This is a genomic window from Pelagibius sp., from assembly GCF_028281305.1.
Classification (GTDB): domain Bacteria; phylum Pseudomonadota; class Alphaproteobacteria; order Kiloniellales; family Kiloniellaceae; genus Pelagibius.
The window spans coordinates 1-14,421 of sequence record NZ_JANQKD010000011.1 but is presented as its reverse complement, the minus strand read 5'-3'; the positions used below and the strand labels follow the sequence as shown (position 1 = coordinate 14,421).

Annotated in this window: 15 protein-coding genes; 8 read left to right on the top strand and 7 right to left on the bottom strand. The window is 63.0% G+C overall.

Annotated elements, in window-relative coordinates; genetic code table 11:
- Window positions 1–13: 13 nt before the first annotated feature.
- Together flgH and Q0982_RS01930 are read left to right on the top strand one after the other, a co-directional pair.
- Window positions 14–796, top strand: a complete 783-nt coding sequence (flgH, locus tag Q0982_RS01935) for a flagellar basal body L-ring protein FlgH (protein WP_299391242.1) — start codon at window positions 14–16, stop codon at window positions 794–796.
- Window positions 797–930: 134 nt separating this feature from the next.
- Window positions 931–2,115: a hypothetical protein gene (locus Q0982_RS01930; RefSeq protein WP_299391241.1), complete on the top strand. Its 1,185-nt coding sequence runs from the start codon at window positions 931–933 to the stop codon at window positions 2,113–2,115.
- 75 nt (window positions 2,116–2,190) lie between these two features.
- On the opposite strand, the gene dksA is transcribed toward Q0982_RS01930, so the two are convergent.
- Together dksA and Q0982_RS01920 are read right to left on the bottom strand one after the other, a co-directional pair.
- On the bottom strand, window positions 2,191–2,607 hold the full coding sequence (dksA, locus tag Q0982_RS01925) for an RNA polymerase-binding protein DksA (RefSeq protein WP_299391240.1): 417 nt from the start codon (window positions 2,605–2,607) through the stop codon (window positions 2,191–2,193).
- A gap of 152 nt (window positions 2,608–2,759) precedes the next feature.
- Window positions 2,760–3,173: a flagellar assembly protein FliX gene (locus tag Q0982_RS01920; RefSeq protein WP_299391239.1), complete on the bottom strand. Its 414-nt coding sequence runs from the start codon at window positions 3,171–3,173 to the stop codon at window positions 2,760–2,762.
- Between the two features lie 344 nt (window positions 3,174–3,517).
- Between Q0982_RS01920 and Q0982_RS01915 the strand changes: the two genes are divergently transcribed.
- The 6 genes from Q0982_RS01915 to fliW all read left to right on the top strand — a co-directional run bounded on the left by Q0982_RS01915 (window position 3,518) and on the right by fliW (window position 8,865).
- Window positions 3,518–4,627, top strand: a complete 1,110-nt coding sequence (locus Q0982_RS01915; RefSeq protein WP_299391317.1) for a flagellar basal body P-ring protein FlgI — start codon at window positions 3,518–3,520, stop codon at window positions 4,625–4,627.
- Between the two features lie 80 nt (window positions 4,628–4,707).
- Complete coding sequence (locus tag Q0982_RS01910) at window positions 4,708–4,971, top strand: rod-binding protein (protein WP_299391238.1); 264 nt, start codon at window positions 4,708–4,710, stop codon at window positions 4,969–4,971.
- A complete protein-coding gene (locus Q0982_RS01905) occupies window positions 4,968–5,429 on the top strand; it encodes a hypothetical protein (RefSeq protein ID WP_299391237.1) in 462 nt (153 codons plus the stop codon). The genes Q0982_RS01910 and Q0982_RS01905 overlap by 4 nt, the downstream gene beginning before the upstream one ends.
- 46 nt (window positions 5,430–5,475) lie before the next feature.
- Window positions 5,476–7,359, top strand: coding sequence for a flagellar hook-associated protein FlgK (gene flgK, locus Q0982_RS01900; protein ID WP_299391236.1), 1,884 nt, complete (start codon window positions 5,476–5,478; stop codon window positions 7,357–7,359).
- Between the two features lie 16 nt (window positions 7,360–7,375).
- Window positions 7,376–8,296, top strand: a complete 921-nt coding sequence (locus Q0982_RS01895; protein ID WP_299391235.1) for a flagellin — start codon at window positions 7,376–7,378, stop codon at window positions 8,294–8,296.
- 56 nt (window positions 8,297–8,352) lie between these two features.
- Window positions 8,353–8,865, top strand: coding sequence for a flagellar assembly protein FliW (gene fliW, locus Q0982_RS01890; protein WP_299391233.1), 513 nt, complete (start codon window positions 8,353–8,355; stop codon window positions 8,863–8,865).
- Window positions 8,866–8,996: 131 nt separating this feature from the next.
- On the opposite strand, the gene Q0982_RS01885 is transcribed toward fliW, so the two are convergent.
- From Q0982_RS01885 to Q0982_RS01865, 5 genes are all read right to left on the bottom strand, one after another.
- The gene (locus Q0982_RS01885) at window positions 8,997–11,171 is read right to left on the bottom strand and encodes a tetratricopeptide repeat protein (protein WP_299391232.1); all 2,175 of its coding nucleotides are present in this window, start codon (window positions 11,169–11,171) and stop codon (window positions 8,997–8,999) included.
- Window positions 11,172–11,391: 220 nt separating this feature from the next.
- A complete protein-coding gene (gene fliS, locus Q0982_RS01880) occupies window positions 11,392–11,871 on the bottom strand; it encodes a flagellar export chaperone FliS (protein WP_299391231.1) in 480 nt (159 codons plus the stop codon).
- Window positions 11,872–11,923: 52 nt separating this feature from the next.
- Window positions 11,924–13,648, bottom strand: coding sequence for a flagellar filament capping protein FliD (gene fliD / locus Q0982_RS01875; RefSeq protein WP_299391230.1), 1,725 nt, complete (start codon window positions 13,646–13,648; stop codon window positions 11,924–11,926).
- Between the two features lie 80 nt (window positions 13,649–13,728).
- Window positions 13,729–14,118 (bottom strand): flagellar protein FlaG, encoded by a 390-nt coding sequence (locus Q0982_RS01870; protein WP_299391229.1) that lies wholly within the window; start codon window positions 14,116–14,118, stop codon window positions 13,729–13,731.
- A 104-nt stretch (window positions 14,119–14,222) separates the two neighbouring features.
- On the bottom strand, window positions 14,223–14,421 hold a 199-nt coding region (locus Q0982_RS01865), incomplete at its 5' end, for a flagellin (protein WP_299391228.1).

The following is a 14,421-nucleotide window of genomic DNA, read 5'->3' as shown; positions in this document are numbered from 1 at the left end:
GGGAGCGCAGAGCATGATCTCCAACCCCAACACCCGCCGACGGGGCCTTGCCGCGCTGTTGGGCCGCGCCTTGCTGCTCGGCCTGGCCGGCCTGTCGCTCAGCGCCTGCAACATGCTGACCCGGCTGTCCGAAGTCGGCGAAGAACCGCAGCTCTCGGCCATCGAAAGCCCGGCGCCGTTGGCCGGACCTGATGCGGTCTCCCTGCCGATGCCGGCACCGATTGAGGTGGAACGCCAGCCCAACTCGCTCTGGCGCCCGGGGTCACGCGCCTTTCTAAAGGACCAGCGGGCGGGGACCGTGGGCGACATCCTGACCGTGATCATCGAGATCCAGGACAACGCGGCGATCAACAACACGACGACCCGAAGCCGCACCAACGCCGAGGACTCCTCTGCCAGCGCCTTCCTGGGCTATGAGGCCAGCCTCGCCGACATCCTGCCGGAAGCCGTCGATCCGACCGATCTGGTCGACCTCGACAGCACCTCCTCCTCCGAAGGCAGCGGCGGGGTCAACCGCACCGAGTCGATCAACCTGCGTGTCGCCGCATTGATCACCCAGGTGCTGCCCAACGGCAACCTGGTTCTGGCCGGCCGCCAGGAGGTCCGGGTCAACTTCGAAAAGCGCGAACTGCAGGTGGCGGGCATCATCCGGCCGGAGGACATCACCTCGCAGAACACCATCGGCTACGATCAGATCGCCGAGGCGCGCATCGCCTACGGCGGCCGTGGTCAGATCTCGGACGTCCAGCAGCCGCGCTACGGCCAGCAGGTCTTCGACATCATCTGGCCGTTCTGATAGCTGCCTGTCCTCGCACCGACTGCGCAGATCGCAACAAAGGGGGCCGCGTCCTGGCGCGGCCCCCTTTTCCTGTTCCATTATCCGCTGTGCCAAGCAAGACTGCGAGGATCTCAACCCTTGGGAGAAACCTCATGGCCGCTCGCCGGAACCCCGCCGCCCTGGTTCTTGCAGTGTTGATCGGGCTTGCCGGCTTCTGCGCACAAGCTGACGTGCGGCAGGGCGGCCTTTGGGATGACGCTTTGATCCCCTGCAACGCCGCGGTCAAAGAATCGGAGAGACTGAACGGGCCTCAGCTTTTCAGCTCCGCAGCAGACTGTGCCGAGCAGGGCAGAGAGTTCGATGCCCTGTTTCTGCAGATCGCCGGCCAGATCCGCAGTCAGACAGACATGCGGCTCCTGCAGCCACTCGGCGATAAGGACCAGCTTGCGGTGGCTGAGCTCTATCGCGTCATCTATCAAAGACTGGGCGGGGCCGGTCCCCGGCGGTTGTACAGCGATCAGGCTGCTGTAGCGCAGGTCTTCCAGCAGCTGGAGAGCTGGAACCCTGAGTTTCACCCGGGCTACAACCCCGGTTGGGAGTACAGGTCCAGCGAACGCCATGCTCTCTATGCCGAGGTCGCGCGGGAGACCACAGAGCACAGGCTTGCGCAGCTCAAGGACTACGCCGCACTGGCCGTCAATCCGCGCTACGCCACCCTCGAGCGGGAAGCCAAGGAAATCCAGTCGCGTCACCCCGGCGGCATTCCGGCGAAGTCAGAGGACTTTGCGCGCTTCACCGTCCTCTATCGGGAGATGAGCAGGATCGCACGAGAGGTAGGCAGCCATCAGCGTGCGCTGTCCGGCAAGCAGTCGGTTCTCGCCGGTCTTCCTCCCGAGTTGGAGGATGGCGTGAAACAAGTCTTCACTGGCCTCAATGGTCCCGCAAGATCAGGAAGCCGTACATTTGCGAAAGAAGACCAGGCCCGCGCTTCCTGGCTGTCTCGTGCGCTCACCGAGAACCAGTTGCGTTCGACGCTGGCCCAGGTCGACTTCACGAAAGAGGTGTTGGTGGCGGTCTACTTCGGGCGTCGAACGACAGCAACGGGCACGGTCCACTTCTCAGGTGCCCGCTACAATGCCCTCAGCGGCAGTTGGCATGTTACCGGACGGGTTGGGGTGCGCGACAACAGCTGCCCGAAACAGGAGGCCGTTTCCCACCCCTTCGTCCTGGCGGTGGCCCCCAGACCCGCGGGTCCAACGCCCTCGACGGGCCATGGCCACTCGAACTTCGGCGACGGCTGCAAACCACCGGTTTCCGGTGCCGCAACGCCGGAGTGACACCGGCGGTGCTGAAAGAAAAAGGGCCGCGTCAGCGACGCGGCCCTTTTGACTTCGCCTCAGCGGCCAGCGACCTCAGTCGTCTCGATGGGTCCGCTCCATGCGTTCGTGGCGCTCCTGAGACTCGATGGACAAGGTCGCGATCGGACGGGCTTCCAGGCGCCGCAGCGAGATCGGCTCGCCGGTCTCCTCGCAATAGCCATAGGAGTCTTCCTCGATGCGGCGCAGTGCAGCATCGATCTTGGAGATCAGTTTGCGCTCCCGGTCGCGTGTCCGCAGTTCCAGCGAACGATCGGTTTCCAGAGAGGCGCGGTCGGCAATATCGGGTTCGTGTAAAGAGACTTCCTGCAGGTGCTGCAACGTCTCGCCGGATTCGCGCTGCAGTTCATCCTTCCAGGCCAGCAGTTTCTGACGGAAATACTCACGCATTTTCGGGTTCATGAACGTCTCGCCCTCGCTGGGACGATAATTCTTCGGCAGCTTTACAGTCATCCCTGGTCCCGTTAATGAGTACCAAATCGCGCCGGGAGTATATGGAATTTGCCTTGCCCGGCAAGCCTTTGAAGGCATCAAATCTTCTTGTGGCGGGACGTCCCGGCAGGGGGCCGTCGACCACTGCTTTCTTGCGGTTTCCCGCCAAGCGGTCAGCGCCCGCGCTTGGCCAGTTCGACCGCCGCGCGGATCTCGATTTCGTTAACGATTTCAGCCAGTTTTGGGTCCTCGATCGCCCCTTCCCGCTGCGCCAGCAGGGTGCCAAGCTGCTCCAGTTGGGCTATCGGAACCTCGCCGAACATCAGCGCGAGGCGCAGGTCTTCCAGCTGGTCGAGAATATCTTCCGCCCGGCGCCGGCCGCGGCTGGGCCCTGCTGTGGCGTCCGATACCTCCTGAATCGCGAGAAGCGCGTTGACCGCCTGAACGGGCCCGCCGCCGCTGGTCCCACTGGCCTCCTGCGCGGAGCCCTCAAGGGCCCGGGCAAAGCCGCCCTCGCTGGCGGAAGTGGTGCCGGTGCTTTTGCGCTTTGCCGCGCTGCGGGGCCCCGAGAGGCGGTCAATCTTCATGGCCTGTCCAACACTGGCTGATCCTGCTGCGACACTGCGCCGGTGCGGTTAACAACGGGTTAACCCACTGAAAAACCGGCAATATTTTCCCAGGCCAGGGTGTCCACTTTTTGCCGGGCGGCCAGCCTCATCGCGCTGCCGGCGGTGCAGAACCCAGGAATTCCGCCATTTTCCGGCGGCATCCCAGGGGGCCGGCAGTTGGCACGGCATTCGCATTCCCTAGACCGAACAAAGAACCCATGACGCGGATCGACCTGATGAAGCCAGTCCTGTCCCTGCTCCTGTCCCCGCTCCTGTACGGGACCCGGTCGCCGAAGACCCAGCCGGCCAGCGCTGCCGCACGGATGCTGCGGTGCCTCGGCCTGGCGGTCTGCGTTCTGCTGGTTGCGGGCGTTACCGGGGCCCAGGCACAGTCGCGGATCAAGGATCTGGTGGACTTCGAAGGAATCCGCGACAACCAGCTTGTGGGCTACGGCTTGGTGGTCGGCCTCAACGGCACCGGCGACAACCTGGACAGCGCCGTCTTCACCCGTGAGAGCCTGATCGGCATGCTGCAACGCATGGGTGTAAACGCCCGGGACGACGATCTCGATACCGATAACGTCGCGGCGGTGATGGTGACGGCGAATCTGCCGCCTTTTGCCCGTCAGGGCACACGCATCGACATTCATGTTTCCGCCATCGGTGATTCCGAGAGCCTCCTGGGCGGCACCCTCCTCGTCACGCCGCTGCTGGCCGCAGACGGCGAAGTCTACGCCGTCGCCCAGGGCGGCATCGCGGTGGCCGGCTTCAGCGCCGCGGGCAACGGCGAGACCATCGTACGCGGCGTCCCCACGGCGGGACGCATCGCTAACGGAGCCATCGTCGAGCGCGAACTGGGCTTCGAGATGGAGCAGATGCGCTCCATCAAGCTTGCTCTGCGCAATCCCGATCTCACGACCGCGCGCCGCATCGCCGAGGCGATCAACAGCTTCGCCGGTGAGACCGCTGCCCGCTCCCTCGATCCGATGACGGTGCGGGTGTCGATACCCTCACGCTACAACGGCGACACCGTCGCCATGATGACCGATATCGAGCAACTGCCGATCCGGGTGGATCAGCCGGCACGGGTGATCATCGACGAGGCTTCCGGGATCATCGTCATGGGCGAGAACGTGCGTATCAGCACCGTGGCGATCGCCCAGGGCAACCTGACCATCCGTATCACCGAGACGCCGCAGGTCAGCCAGCCCAACGCCTTTTCCAATACCGGCAACACCGAAGTCGTGGACCGCACAGAGATTGAGATCGACGAGGACGCCGACAACCGCCTCGCGGTCGTGCCCGCCGGTGTCAGCCTGCAGGAGCTGGTCAACGGGCTGAACGCCCTCGGCATTGGACCGCGGGACATGATTTCTATCCTCCAGGCGATCAAGGCCGCCGGCGCCCTGCAAGCCGAAATCGAGGTGCTCTGACCATGCTGCCGGCTCCCGTAAGTCCCTTCACCGCCGGCTTGGAGGCCACGAGGCCCCAAGGCGGCGCGTCTGCCCAGACGATGCCCGGGAAAACCATGGAGGCGGCCCAGCGCGCGGCGAAGAAGGCCGGCGAGGAATTCGAGGCCCTCTTCATCTCGGAAATGCTGGCGCCGGTGTTCAAGGATCTGAAGACCGACGGCCTTTTCGGCGGTGGCTCCGGCGAGGAGATCTACCGATCGATGATGGTTCAGGAGTACGGCAAGGCCGTGGCCAAGGCCGGTGGCGTTGGCATCGCTGAAACGGTGCAGCGCGAAATCCTCAAGATGCAGGAGATGCAGTCATGATCGAGCAGCAGTCCGACGCACAGCCGCCATCGCCGGCGGAACTGCGCCAGGTCATCCAACTGGTCGAAGACCTGACGGCCGTGATGAGTCGCGAGGTCGAGCTGTTGCGGGCTATGCGGGTCCGTGACTTCGGCGAACTTCAGGACCACAAGCTTGCGCTGGTCCAGAGCTATGAAAAACAGACCGAGTCGCTGCGCAGCAACCCCGCCTTTGCCGAGCTGATCGACCCGCGCCTGCGCGAAGAGCTGACCGACGTCATGGAGCGCATGCACGCCGTGATGTCGGAGAACGAAACCGCCATCAATGCCGCGCGGGCCGCCAACCAGCGCATCGCCACGGCCATCGTCAACGCCGTGCAAAGCTACCAGAGCGAAGCGAGCGGCTATTCCAACAAGGGCGGCGCCAGCCGCACGACCAGCCAGCCGCCGGTTTCGGTGCAGATCGACCAGCAGCTTTAGACATCAGCCAAGGCACGCAGCAGACCAAAAGAGAGAGACGCCAAAGATGTCGCTGAGTATTGCTCTTTCCAGCGCCCTGGCAGGGCTTCAGGTGAATCAGACCGCCTTGCAGGTCACCTCCGGCAACGTGGCCAACGTGAACACGCCGGACTATGCCCGCAAGGTTCACCAGCAGCAGAACCGGGTCCTCGGCGGCCAGGGCAACGGCGTCGAAACCGCCCAGATCGTCAGGCGCATCGATCAGTTCCTGCGCCGCGACCTGATGACCGAGACCACGGTGCTCGGCAACGCAGAAGTCACGGCTGACTACTACAACCGCATGCAGGCCATGTTCGGGTCGCTGGGCAACAACAACGCCCTGGGCAACTCCATCACCGACCTCGCGCTTGCGATCGAAAACGTGGCCAACAGCCCGGAGGTGGCGGCCCACCGTTTCGACGCCGTCAACGAAGCGGTCGAGATGGCCCAGTACTTCAACAACATGGGCACCAACGTCCAGAACCTGCGGACACAGGCCGACGCGGAGATCAATGCCGCGGTCGACATCATCAACGCCGAGCTGGAAATCATTGCCGATCTCAACGCCCAGATCGCGAACAACACGACCAAGGGCCTGCCGGTCGGCGACCTCCAGGACCGGCGCGACGTGGCGGTCAAGACCATCTCGGAGTACATGGAACTGCAGGAGTTCACGGACTCCTTCGGCCAGATCCGGCTGTTCACGTCCTCCGGCCGTTCGCTGGTCTCCGGAACCTCCTTCGGAGCCCTCTCCTACACCGTCACGCCCTTCATGACGGCCAACGAGACTTACCCGACGACCATCAGCGGCATCTATCTGAACGGCGGCGCCACGCCGCCGCCGACCAGCGACATCACCACGGAAATCCGCGGCGGCAAGCTGGAAGCCCTGATCGACATGCGCGACAACGTCCTGCCGGCGATGACAGAGCAGCTCGATCAGCTCGCCGGCCAGATGCGCGATGCCCTGAACCGCGTCCACAACCGCGGGGCCAACACACCGATGGGCCAGGGCACCGGCGCCGCCGACCCGGCAGCGATGTACGGCACCAGGGTCATCAACACACCGACCGACCCGCTGACATTGGGTTCGGACGTCAACTTTGCCATCCTCGACGCCAACGGCAACGCCGTCAGCGCGCCGCTGACCATCGCCGCCGGCGCCACCACGCCCAATGCGATCATCGCTGCGATCAACGGCCATTTGACGGCGGCACCCGGCTACGGCACCGCCGCCTGGAACGCCAACCGCATGGAGATCAAGATGGAGCCGGGCTTTCGCCTGGCCATTCTCGACAACGGGCCGGCCGCCGACTTCGGCGACGCGACCATCCAGTTCGACGCCGACGGAGACGCCGCGCAGGAAACCTACCTGGGCTTCTCCAACTTCTTCGGCCTCAACGACATGTTCGAAACGCCGGAACTGAGCACCGGCATTCCCGCCGCCGCCAACCAGGGCAGCCAAACCGGGATCTCCAGCACCATTGCGGTTCGCCAGTCGCTTGTCGACGATCCTGCTTACCTCTCCCGGGGCATGCTGCGCGGCACGCCTCCGGCCCTCTCCCTGGGGACCGGCGACAACGAGATCGCCCAGCAGTTGGCCAACGCCTTCGGGGAGAACTTCACTTACAACAGCGTTGCCAACGGCCCCTCGTCCACCAGCACGACCTTTTCCGGCTACGCGGGGGTGGTCCTCTCGTTCAACGCGTCGGCCACCGCGGCGGCGGAGGACACTCTGGACTTCCAGACCTTCTTCTTCGAGGACCTCCAGGCCAAGTTTCTCTCGGAGGCCGGGGTCAACATGGACGAAGAACTGGCCAACATGACCATCTTCCAGAACGCCTACAACGCTTCGGCCCGGGTCGTACAGGTGGTCGATGAAATGCTCGAAACGCTTCTGAACCTGACCTAAGGATGGGAGCCCGCTGATGTTTCGCGTTGCAGACTTCGCCCAGTACCAGCTGACGCTGTCCTATACGATGCGCACCCAGAGCAGCGTCGCCGAACGGCAGATCGAGATCGCCAGCGGCAAGCGTGCGCAGCAGTATTCCAGCATCTCCACCGATGCCAGCGAACTGGTCAACATCGAACGCTCTGTCGCCCGGACGGAGCAGTTCAACCGCAACATTGATCAGGCCCTGACCCGGCTCGGCATCATGGAGTCCTCGGTTGCCATCATGGTGGAACGGGCCACCGAGGTGCTGGCAATTATGAGTTCGGCGATCTCCGGCGAGAACATCAACGACGTCCCGCTGCAGGAGTTCTCCGCGACCTTCCTGGCCGAGGCGGAATCGCTGCTCAACACCTCGCACGAAGACCGCTACCTCTTCGCCGGATCGCAGACCGACGCCCCCGCTGTCGATCTGGCCGATGTCGCCTACACCCCGCAGGCGGGCCTGCCGGGCGTCTTCACCGCAGACTTCGACTATTATCAGGGCGACAACCTGAACCTGTCGGTGCGGGCCGACGAAACCTTCGAGACGAGCTACGGCATCACCGCCGATGAGCCGGCATTCGAGGAGATGCTGCGGGCCCTCTCCTACATGGACTATGCCGGCGCCAACCTGGACGGCGCGGTTCTGGAACAGGCCTATACGATGATGAAATCCGCGGTCGACGGCCTCAGCGACATCCGCGGACGGATCGGTGCCAGCAGCAAGGTTCTGGAGGCGGCCAGCAGCGGCCACGACGACTACCTGACCTATGCCACCAACCTGGTATCCACGCTGGAGGACGTCGACGTCGCCGAGGCGACGACCCGCCTGGCCCAGGACGAAGTCCAGCTTCAGGGCTCCTATCTGGCGATCTCCAGGATCAGCGATTTAAGTCTTTTAAACTACCTTAGATAGCGATTTCGTAACCACAAGGCGGCGATAATAGCGTCGTCACGAGTAAGGAGTTAACCATGCCCCACGAACACATGGCAGCCAAGAAGGCAGCACCAGAGTCCCCTGGAGCGATGGCCTCGGCACCGCTGTCCGCGGGGAATGACAAGAAAACGATCGATACCCGTTTCGGGACCATCGAGTTCGATCTGGCCCAGGCCTTGACCTTCCCGAAGGCGATTCCCGGATTCGTCGGCTACCAGACCTTCGGTCTGGCGATGGTCCCCAGCGAAACCCAATCCAGCTTCATGCTGCTTCAGGCGCTGGAACCGACCGATCTGTCCTTCATCGTGCTGCCCTACGATCCCGGCGCGGCCCTGATCGAGCCGAAGGATGTCGAAAGCGCGCAGCAGCATCTCGGCATTGCACCAGGCGATTGCGCGATCATGCTGATCGCGACCTTCCGCAAGATCGGCAGCAGCTTCGAGACCTCGGTCAACATGCGCGCGCCGATCTTCATCGACACGGCGAACCGCCTTGCCTGGCAGTACATCCTGCCGAACGACCGCTACGACGTGCGCCATACGCTCTAAGCGGGCGCACCCGCCGCCCGGCCGGCAGAACAAGACCAAAGGGCCCGCTTCACTGCGGGCCCTTTCGCTTTTTCGCCGAAGCTCAGTTCATCGCCGAAGCCCGGGGTCCGACGCTACAGCCGGGTGGAAGATCAGTAGGCTTTCGCCTCGACCCGCGCCTTGAGCGCCCGGGCAATGCGTTCGATCAGGACGGACCACTCTTCTGTCCAGTGGCGCTGCCAGACCATGCGGTTTGGCAGCCCGTAGTCGCCGGTCACCGGCTGCTCGAGGCAGCGACCACCAGCCATCATGAGCCAGACCTCGGTGCCCACCGCATCGGCGATGCGGTTCGGCGAGGTAGAGGTCGAAACGACCATGTCGAGCTGCGCCGTCAAGGCGAAGGCGCCGTCGAGATCCATCCTCAGATCGAGATCGTCCCAGCGGTGAATCTTGATGCCGAACTGTTCCTCGACACCACGCACTTCCTCCTCGTTAGGATCGTAGTGCACATTGACGAAGTTCACCCCGGGAATCCGCAGGATCGGCTCCCACATCTCCAGGTCGGTATAGTGGATGTCGCGATCGCGGTGGGAAAACTTACTGCGCCAGCAAATGCCGATCTTCGGCCCCTCCGGCATGTCGGCAAGGCGCTCGGTCATTTCATCGAACCTCTCGGGGTTCGGGACCAGATAGCCTTTACTGTCCTTGCCCCGCTCCCGGCAGGCGAAAGCCGCTTCGATATCGTCCTCCGGGTAGGTGCCGGCAACACCGATCTCTTGCTGGGTGAGAGGGAAGTACTGCATCAGGTTGCCGGCGGGCAAATGCAGGTCGCAATCCTCCCGCTCCCAATCGTTCTTGCCGTCCAGACGCTCCGGCAGGAACTTGGCCTTCGGAAAACTGCGCTGGAACACATCGACGAGCCGCTTGTCTGCCTCGATGATGACTTCCCCCGCCTTGTCGATAATCTGCTGGAACCGGCGCGCAAAGTCGATCTCATCGCCGACACCCTGCTCGCGCCAGACGAGGATCCGTTTGTCATGGATGTCTTCGCCGTGCCAGCGGGGAACCTGGAACCGGCGGTTCGGCAGACGCAGCTCGCCGGTCAGGCCGGCATCGAAGTGCTCCCAGGACTCCTCGAAGAAACCGTTGTTCCACAGAGACCGGGCGAGCGAGAACTCAAGGCCCATGTGTTCCGGTTTCAGCTTGTGGGCAAGGCGGAACTTCTCCAGCGCCTCCTTGTGCAGCCCCTGCTCCTGATAGACCAGACCCTTGTTGTGATGAAATTCGCCGCGCTCATCCTCCAACGCCAGAGCCTGGTCATAGGACGCATGGGCCTTGTCGAGATCGTGGAGCAGACGCAGGGCGTTGCCGAAGTTGAAATAGCTGGTGGCGAAGCTGGGCTGGAACTCCATCGCCTTGCGGAAGCAAGCCAAAGCTTCGCGGTAGCGTTGCAGGTCCATGTAGACGTTGCCGAGGTTCGACTGGGACGCTCCGCTGCGCGGGTCCAGTTCGACGCCTTTACGGGCATACTCCAGCGCTTCCTCGAGTTTCTTCTGCTCGCGCAGGACCATCCCCAGGTTCACATAGGCCTGGGCAATGCTTGGATCCGCTTCGATGGCTTTGCGGCAGGCCCTTTCCCCCAGCTCATGCTTGCCGTGGTCGATCGCGATCTTTCCGAGGTTGATGTGGGCCTCGGCGTAGTTGGGCTTGAGGGCAACAGCCATGCTGTAGGCGTCGATGGCCTCGCTTTCCTGCCCCTGCATCTTCTTGATCAGGCCGAGATGGTAGAAAGCGACGGCATCCTGCGGGTTCAGCTTGACCGTCATTATAAGGGCTTCGGTCGCCTGGTCGAGGACGCCGGCGTCGATCAGCAGGACCGCCAGGTCGCGGTAGGCATCGCTGTACTCTGGATTGAGTTGCAAGGCATGGCTGAAAGCGTTGGCGGCAGCATCCATCTCGTTGATGGCATGAAGCATCTTGCCGTGAAGCCGATGAACCTCCGGCTCCATCGGCGCCGCCTCGAGCGCTCGCTTCATCAGCTTGCGAACGTCGGCGAGCTTACGCTGGTTCAGGTGCACATGGGACAGCAGCGCCATGACGACACCGTTGCCGCGGTCGGCATTGAGGGCGCGCTTCAAGAGGTTCGCGGCATCCTTCCAGCGCTTCGCCTCGATCTTCTCGCGCGCCGCATCGATCATCTTCTCAGCGTTGCGCAGCGGCCGGGAACCCTTGCCTTCGCCCCGCCGGCGCTTCTTGGCGGCGCCCTTGGCCTTGGGTCCTTCACTGACCTCCGCACTGGCGTCTGGCGCTGCCTGCTCGTAGCTCATGATGTCCTGCTCTTCGGATGCCTAGAATTGCGACTACCAAGCGGGCCGGGTCACGGTTACCGCCGGGTGAACAGGCAAGTTAAGCCCCGATTCACTAAAAGAACCTTTCCGGCCGTTAACTTTCCGGTCGCGAAAGACGGCTCCGAGATGCATGGCAGGTGGAAAGCCACTCGGTTCTTGGCGTTGCCGGCGGTTGCGGCGACCGGGGGGGGGCAGAGCGTCAGATGGAAATCGTGAGCGAGGATGCCTCTGGCGGACGCTCGGGCTCCTGCGCAGGCTTGGCGGGTTTCGCCGCCTGTTGCTTGCCGTCCGGCGACCCGGTGCGCTGCTCGTTCTGGGCCAGCTCGGCCCAGCTCGCCCTCACCTCGCTGAGTGCGGTGATGATACCGTCACAGATCGGCACCGAGTTCTTCATGTTGACCTGCTGCAGATCGCGGAAGATCGTATGATAGAACTGGTCGAGCATCAGCGAGACGTTCCCGCCTTTCTCGAAGTCCAGGTGCGATTGCAGGCCGACCAGGATCTTGCAGGCCTTCTGTGTGGCGTTGAAACGGTCCTCGATACGCCCCTCTTCGATGGCCGTTTTCGCGTTGGCCACCTCCTTGATCATCGCGTCATAGAGCAGCACCACTGCGCCCAGGGACGAGACCATCTTGGAAGCGGTCTGGTATGCGGAAAGGGCGTTGAAAGACTGCGTCAAGTCACCGAACCTCAAGCATGATCAGGAATGGGAAAGCCTCTGCGAAGCCGGCCTAGTCGTCGCCGCCCTTGAGGAAAGCCTCAAGCTGGCTCGAGGCAGCCTCGGCGGCGGCTACGGCACGCTCCATGGCTGCGTACTTCTCGATCAGCTTGTTCTGAAAGATCACCAGCCGCGCCTCCAGGGATTCGATCTGATCGACGAAATCCTCGTTCTGGGCCTGCAGGCGGTTCACCTCCTCGGTGATCAGCCCGTCGCCCTGGTTGACGTAGCTGTCAAGACGCTGATAGAGCCGCTCGGCGACCCCGGTCGAGGTGGAGATAGTGATCGTCTCCGCCGGCTCGGCGGGATTGCGGTTAAAGGCCAAAGTCATGCCTTCGTAGACCGTGCCGGCAAGCCCGCGCAGCAGGCCGCCGTCGACCTCGAAGGCATCGACGCCGCCAACCTGCAAGTTGGTGCCGTCGATGGGGCCCGCCGGAACGGTGATGGTGAAGTCACCGACATTCAGCAGTTCGTTGCGGGCGATCAGGCGGATATCGGGGGAGCTCGACTGAAAACCGAATTCGAAAACGCCGCGCACCTCGTCCAGCTTGTCGACCAGGTTGGCGTCCAGCGTACCGTTGTCGATGGTCAGAGTCCCGTCTTCGGCAATCTCAATGCCAACGCCGCGCAGGGTCGCGAGCGCGGTGGAATCTACACCGTCCACCAGATCGGCAAGATCGGTCCCGAGGTCCCGCCCCAGGGAGCGCAGCAGGTTGTCACCGAACAGGATCGCCGATGCATCGACCTCCCCTTCCTCGGAGACGACCTGCTGAGATTTCAGGAACATCTTGACGTCGTTGTAGGCCGTCACAAAGGACTCGATCTGCGCCTTCACGCCGGAAAGATCAGGCTCGATCTCCAGGGTGATCGTCGTCCCGGACGACGCGCTTTCCTTGAACAGATCAAGGGTCACGTTGTCGATCAGATCGTCGATCTCGTTGGAGTCGCGCTCGATGATCGTGGCGATGTCATCCAGCCGAAGCTGCGCCGGCTGGGAGGGCTGCAGAACAGTCGTATAGGTCGTGCCGTTGTCGGCAGAGACACCCAGGGCGTTCAGCGTGGCGCCACCGTTGTCGCCGGTGATCTCGATATCCTTGTTGGTCTCCTCCGCCGTGAAGACGATGCGGAAATCGTTGTCGGCGATCTTCAGCGCCGAAGCCCGGACACCGGTGGTTCCAGTCACTGCGTTGATGGCAAAGACGATGTCCGTCGCTGTCATATCCGCCGTGATGTCGATGGTCGCGGTCTCCTCGGCCGCAGCGCCCGCCAGGTTGATCGTCAGAGTCTCGGTCACGCCCAGGGCGGTGGTCACATCGGTCAGGGTGCTGCCCGATATCTTGTGAGCCTCGGCGATCTGCAGGACCTCGATCTCATAGGTCCCGGGCGACGCGTTGTTCGTCGCTGTCGCACCAAGGATTTCCGTCGCCGGCGTGGCAGTGTCCGATGTGATGAAGGCGGACTTCTGCTCGAAGATGTTGCTCAGAATGCCGGTGGAGCCGGGCGGATTGCGCAGAGCGTTGACGCTCGACTGCAGCGTTTCCAGCAGCGCCGTGAATTCGTTGAAGGCGGCGACGCGCGTATCGTTGTCGGAAATCCGGTTGTTGAGCCGGTCGATGGGGATACGCTTGACCGCAAGCGAGGCCTCAATAATGGCCGCCGTGTCCAGACCGGAGAATGACCCGGTCAGGAGCGGTGAGTTTCCGATAAAGGAAACCGTGCCTTGGGTACCTGCAACCATCAGACTCCTCCTAACGGTCCAATGCTACTGCCCCAATCGCTCAAAATTCGTTAAGAATTATTGGTTATCAATACGTTAAACTATACAATCACGGACGATTTACGGCCAGGCGCGGCGCTCGGCAGCGCCTCTTCGATTGACCGGAATGCCTTCTCCGGTGGAAATTCAACCACGACATCACCACTTTCACGATCATAAACCCGAACAATCAGCCGGCCGCTGTCCTGATCGCGGTAGGTCGTCAGGGCCGAGTCCGGTGCGCTCTGGCGCAGCACCGCCTTGCTGGCGGCTGTCGTCCCAGCCGCCGGCTCCACCGCATCACTACGCGGTGCCGTTCCGGGCGCTTCAACAGTCGCCGGCTGGTTCGTGGTGCCAACGGCTGTGGTCTTCGGGCTCTTGTCGCCGCTGGATGCCGGAGTACTGCGTTGCGGTGCAACCAGCGCGGTGGAAACCAAAAGTTTCGTGTCCATTGTCCTAAGCCCTCCTTACGCGGGCTCGGCGTCCGTCCCGGAACAGTCGGGGGAGCACCCTGGAGCGCCACCCCGACCGTCCTGGTCCGGACCCGGTTCGGGGCCTACTGCAGGACCCGCAGGAGTGACTGCGGGATCTGGTTGGCCTGCGACACGGCCGAGACTGCCGCCTGAACCAGCACCTGGCTGGACACCAGCTTGCTCTGTTCAGCCGCCAGATCGACGTCCATGATCGCAGACTTGGCCGCGTCGATGTTCTCCAGCGAGGTGGCGATCTGCTGACCGCGGAACTCGAAACGGGAG

Excerpts from the sequence above, each read along its gene's own strand:
- Q0982_RS01870 (WP_299391229.1), bottom strand. The coding sequence starts at position 14,118 with ATGGACACGAAACTTTTGGTTTCCACCGCGCTGGTTGCACCGCAACGC.
- fliW (WP_299391233.1), top strand. The coding sequence starts at position 8,353 with ATGCCCCACGAACACATGGCAGCCAAGAAGGCAGCACCAGAGTCCCCT.
- Q0982_RS01895 (WP_299391235.1), top strand. The coding sequence starts at position 7,376 with ATGTTTCGCGTTGCAGACTTCGCCCAGTACCAGCTGACGCTGTCCTAT.
- Q0982_RS01885 (WP_299391232.1), bottom strand. The coding sequence starts at position 11,171 with ATGAGCTACGAGCAGGCAGCGCCAGACGCCAGTGCGGAGGTCAGTGAA.
- dksA (WP_299391240.1), bottom strand. The coding sequence starts at position 2,607 with ATGACTGTAAAGCTGCCGAAGAATTATCGTCCCAGCGAGGGCGAGACG.
- Q0982_RS01930 (WP_299391241.1), top strand. The coding sequence starts at position 931 with ATGGCCGCTCGCCGGAACCCCGCCGCCCTGGTTCTTGCAGTGTTGATC.
- flgH (WP_299391242.1), top strand. The coding sequence starts at position 14 with ATGATCTCCAACCCCAACACCCGCCGACGGGGCCTTGCCGCGCTGTTG.
- Q0982_RS01920 (WP_299391239.1), bottom strand. The coding sequence starts at position 3,173 with ATGAAGATTGACCGCCTCTCGGGGCCCCGCAGCGCGGCAAAGCGCAAA.
- Q0982_RS01905 (WP_299391237.1), top strand. The coding sequence starts at position 4,968 with ATGATCGAGCAGCAGTCCGACGCACAGCCGCCATCGCCGGCGGAACTG.
- Q0982_RS01910 (WP_299391238.1), top strand. The coding sequence starts at position 4,708 with ATGCCCGGGAAAACCATGGAGGCGGCCCAGCGCGCGGCGAAGAAGGCC.
- Q0982_RS01915 (WP_299391317.1), top strand. The coding sequence starts at position 3,518 with ATGCTGCGGTGCCTCGGCCTGGCGGTCTGCGTTCTGCTGGTTGCGGGC.
- flgK (WP_299391236.1), top strand. The coding sequence starts at position 5,476 with ATGTCGCTGAGTATTGCTCTTTCCAGCGCCCTGGCAGGGCTTCAGGTG.
- fliD (WP_299391230.1), bottom strand. The coding sequence starts at position 13,648 with ATGGTTGCAGGTACCCAAGGCACGGTTTCCTTTATCGGAAACTCACCG.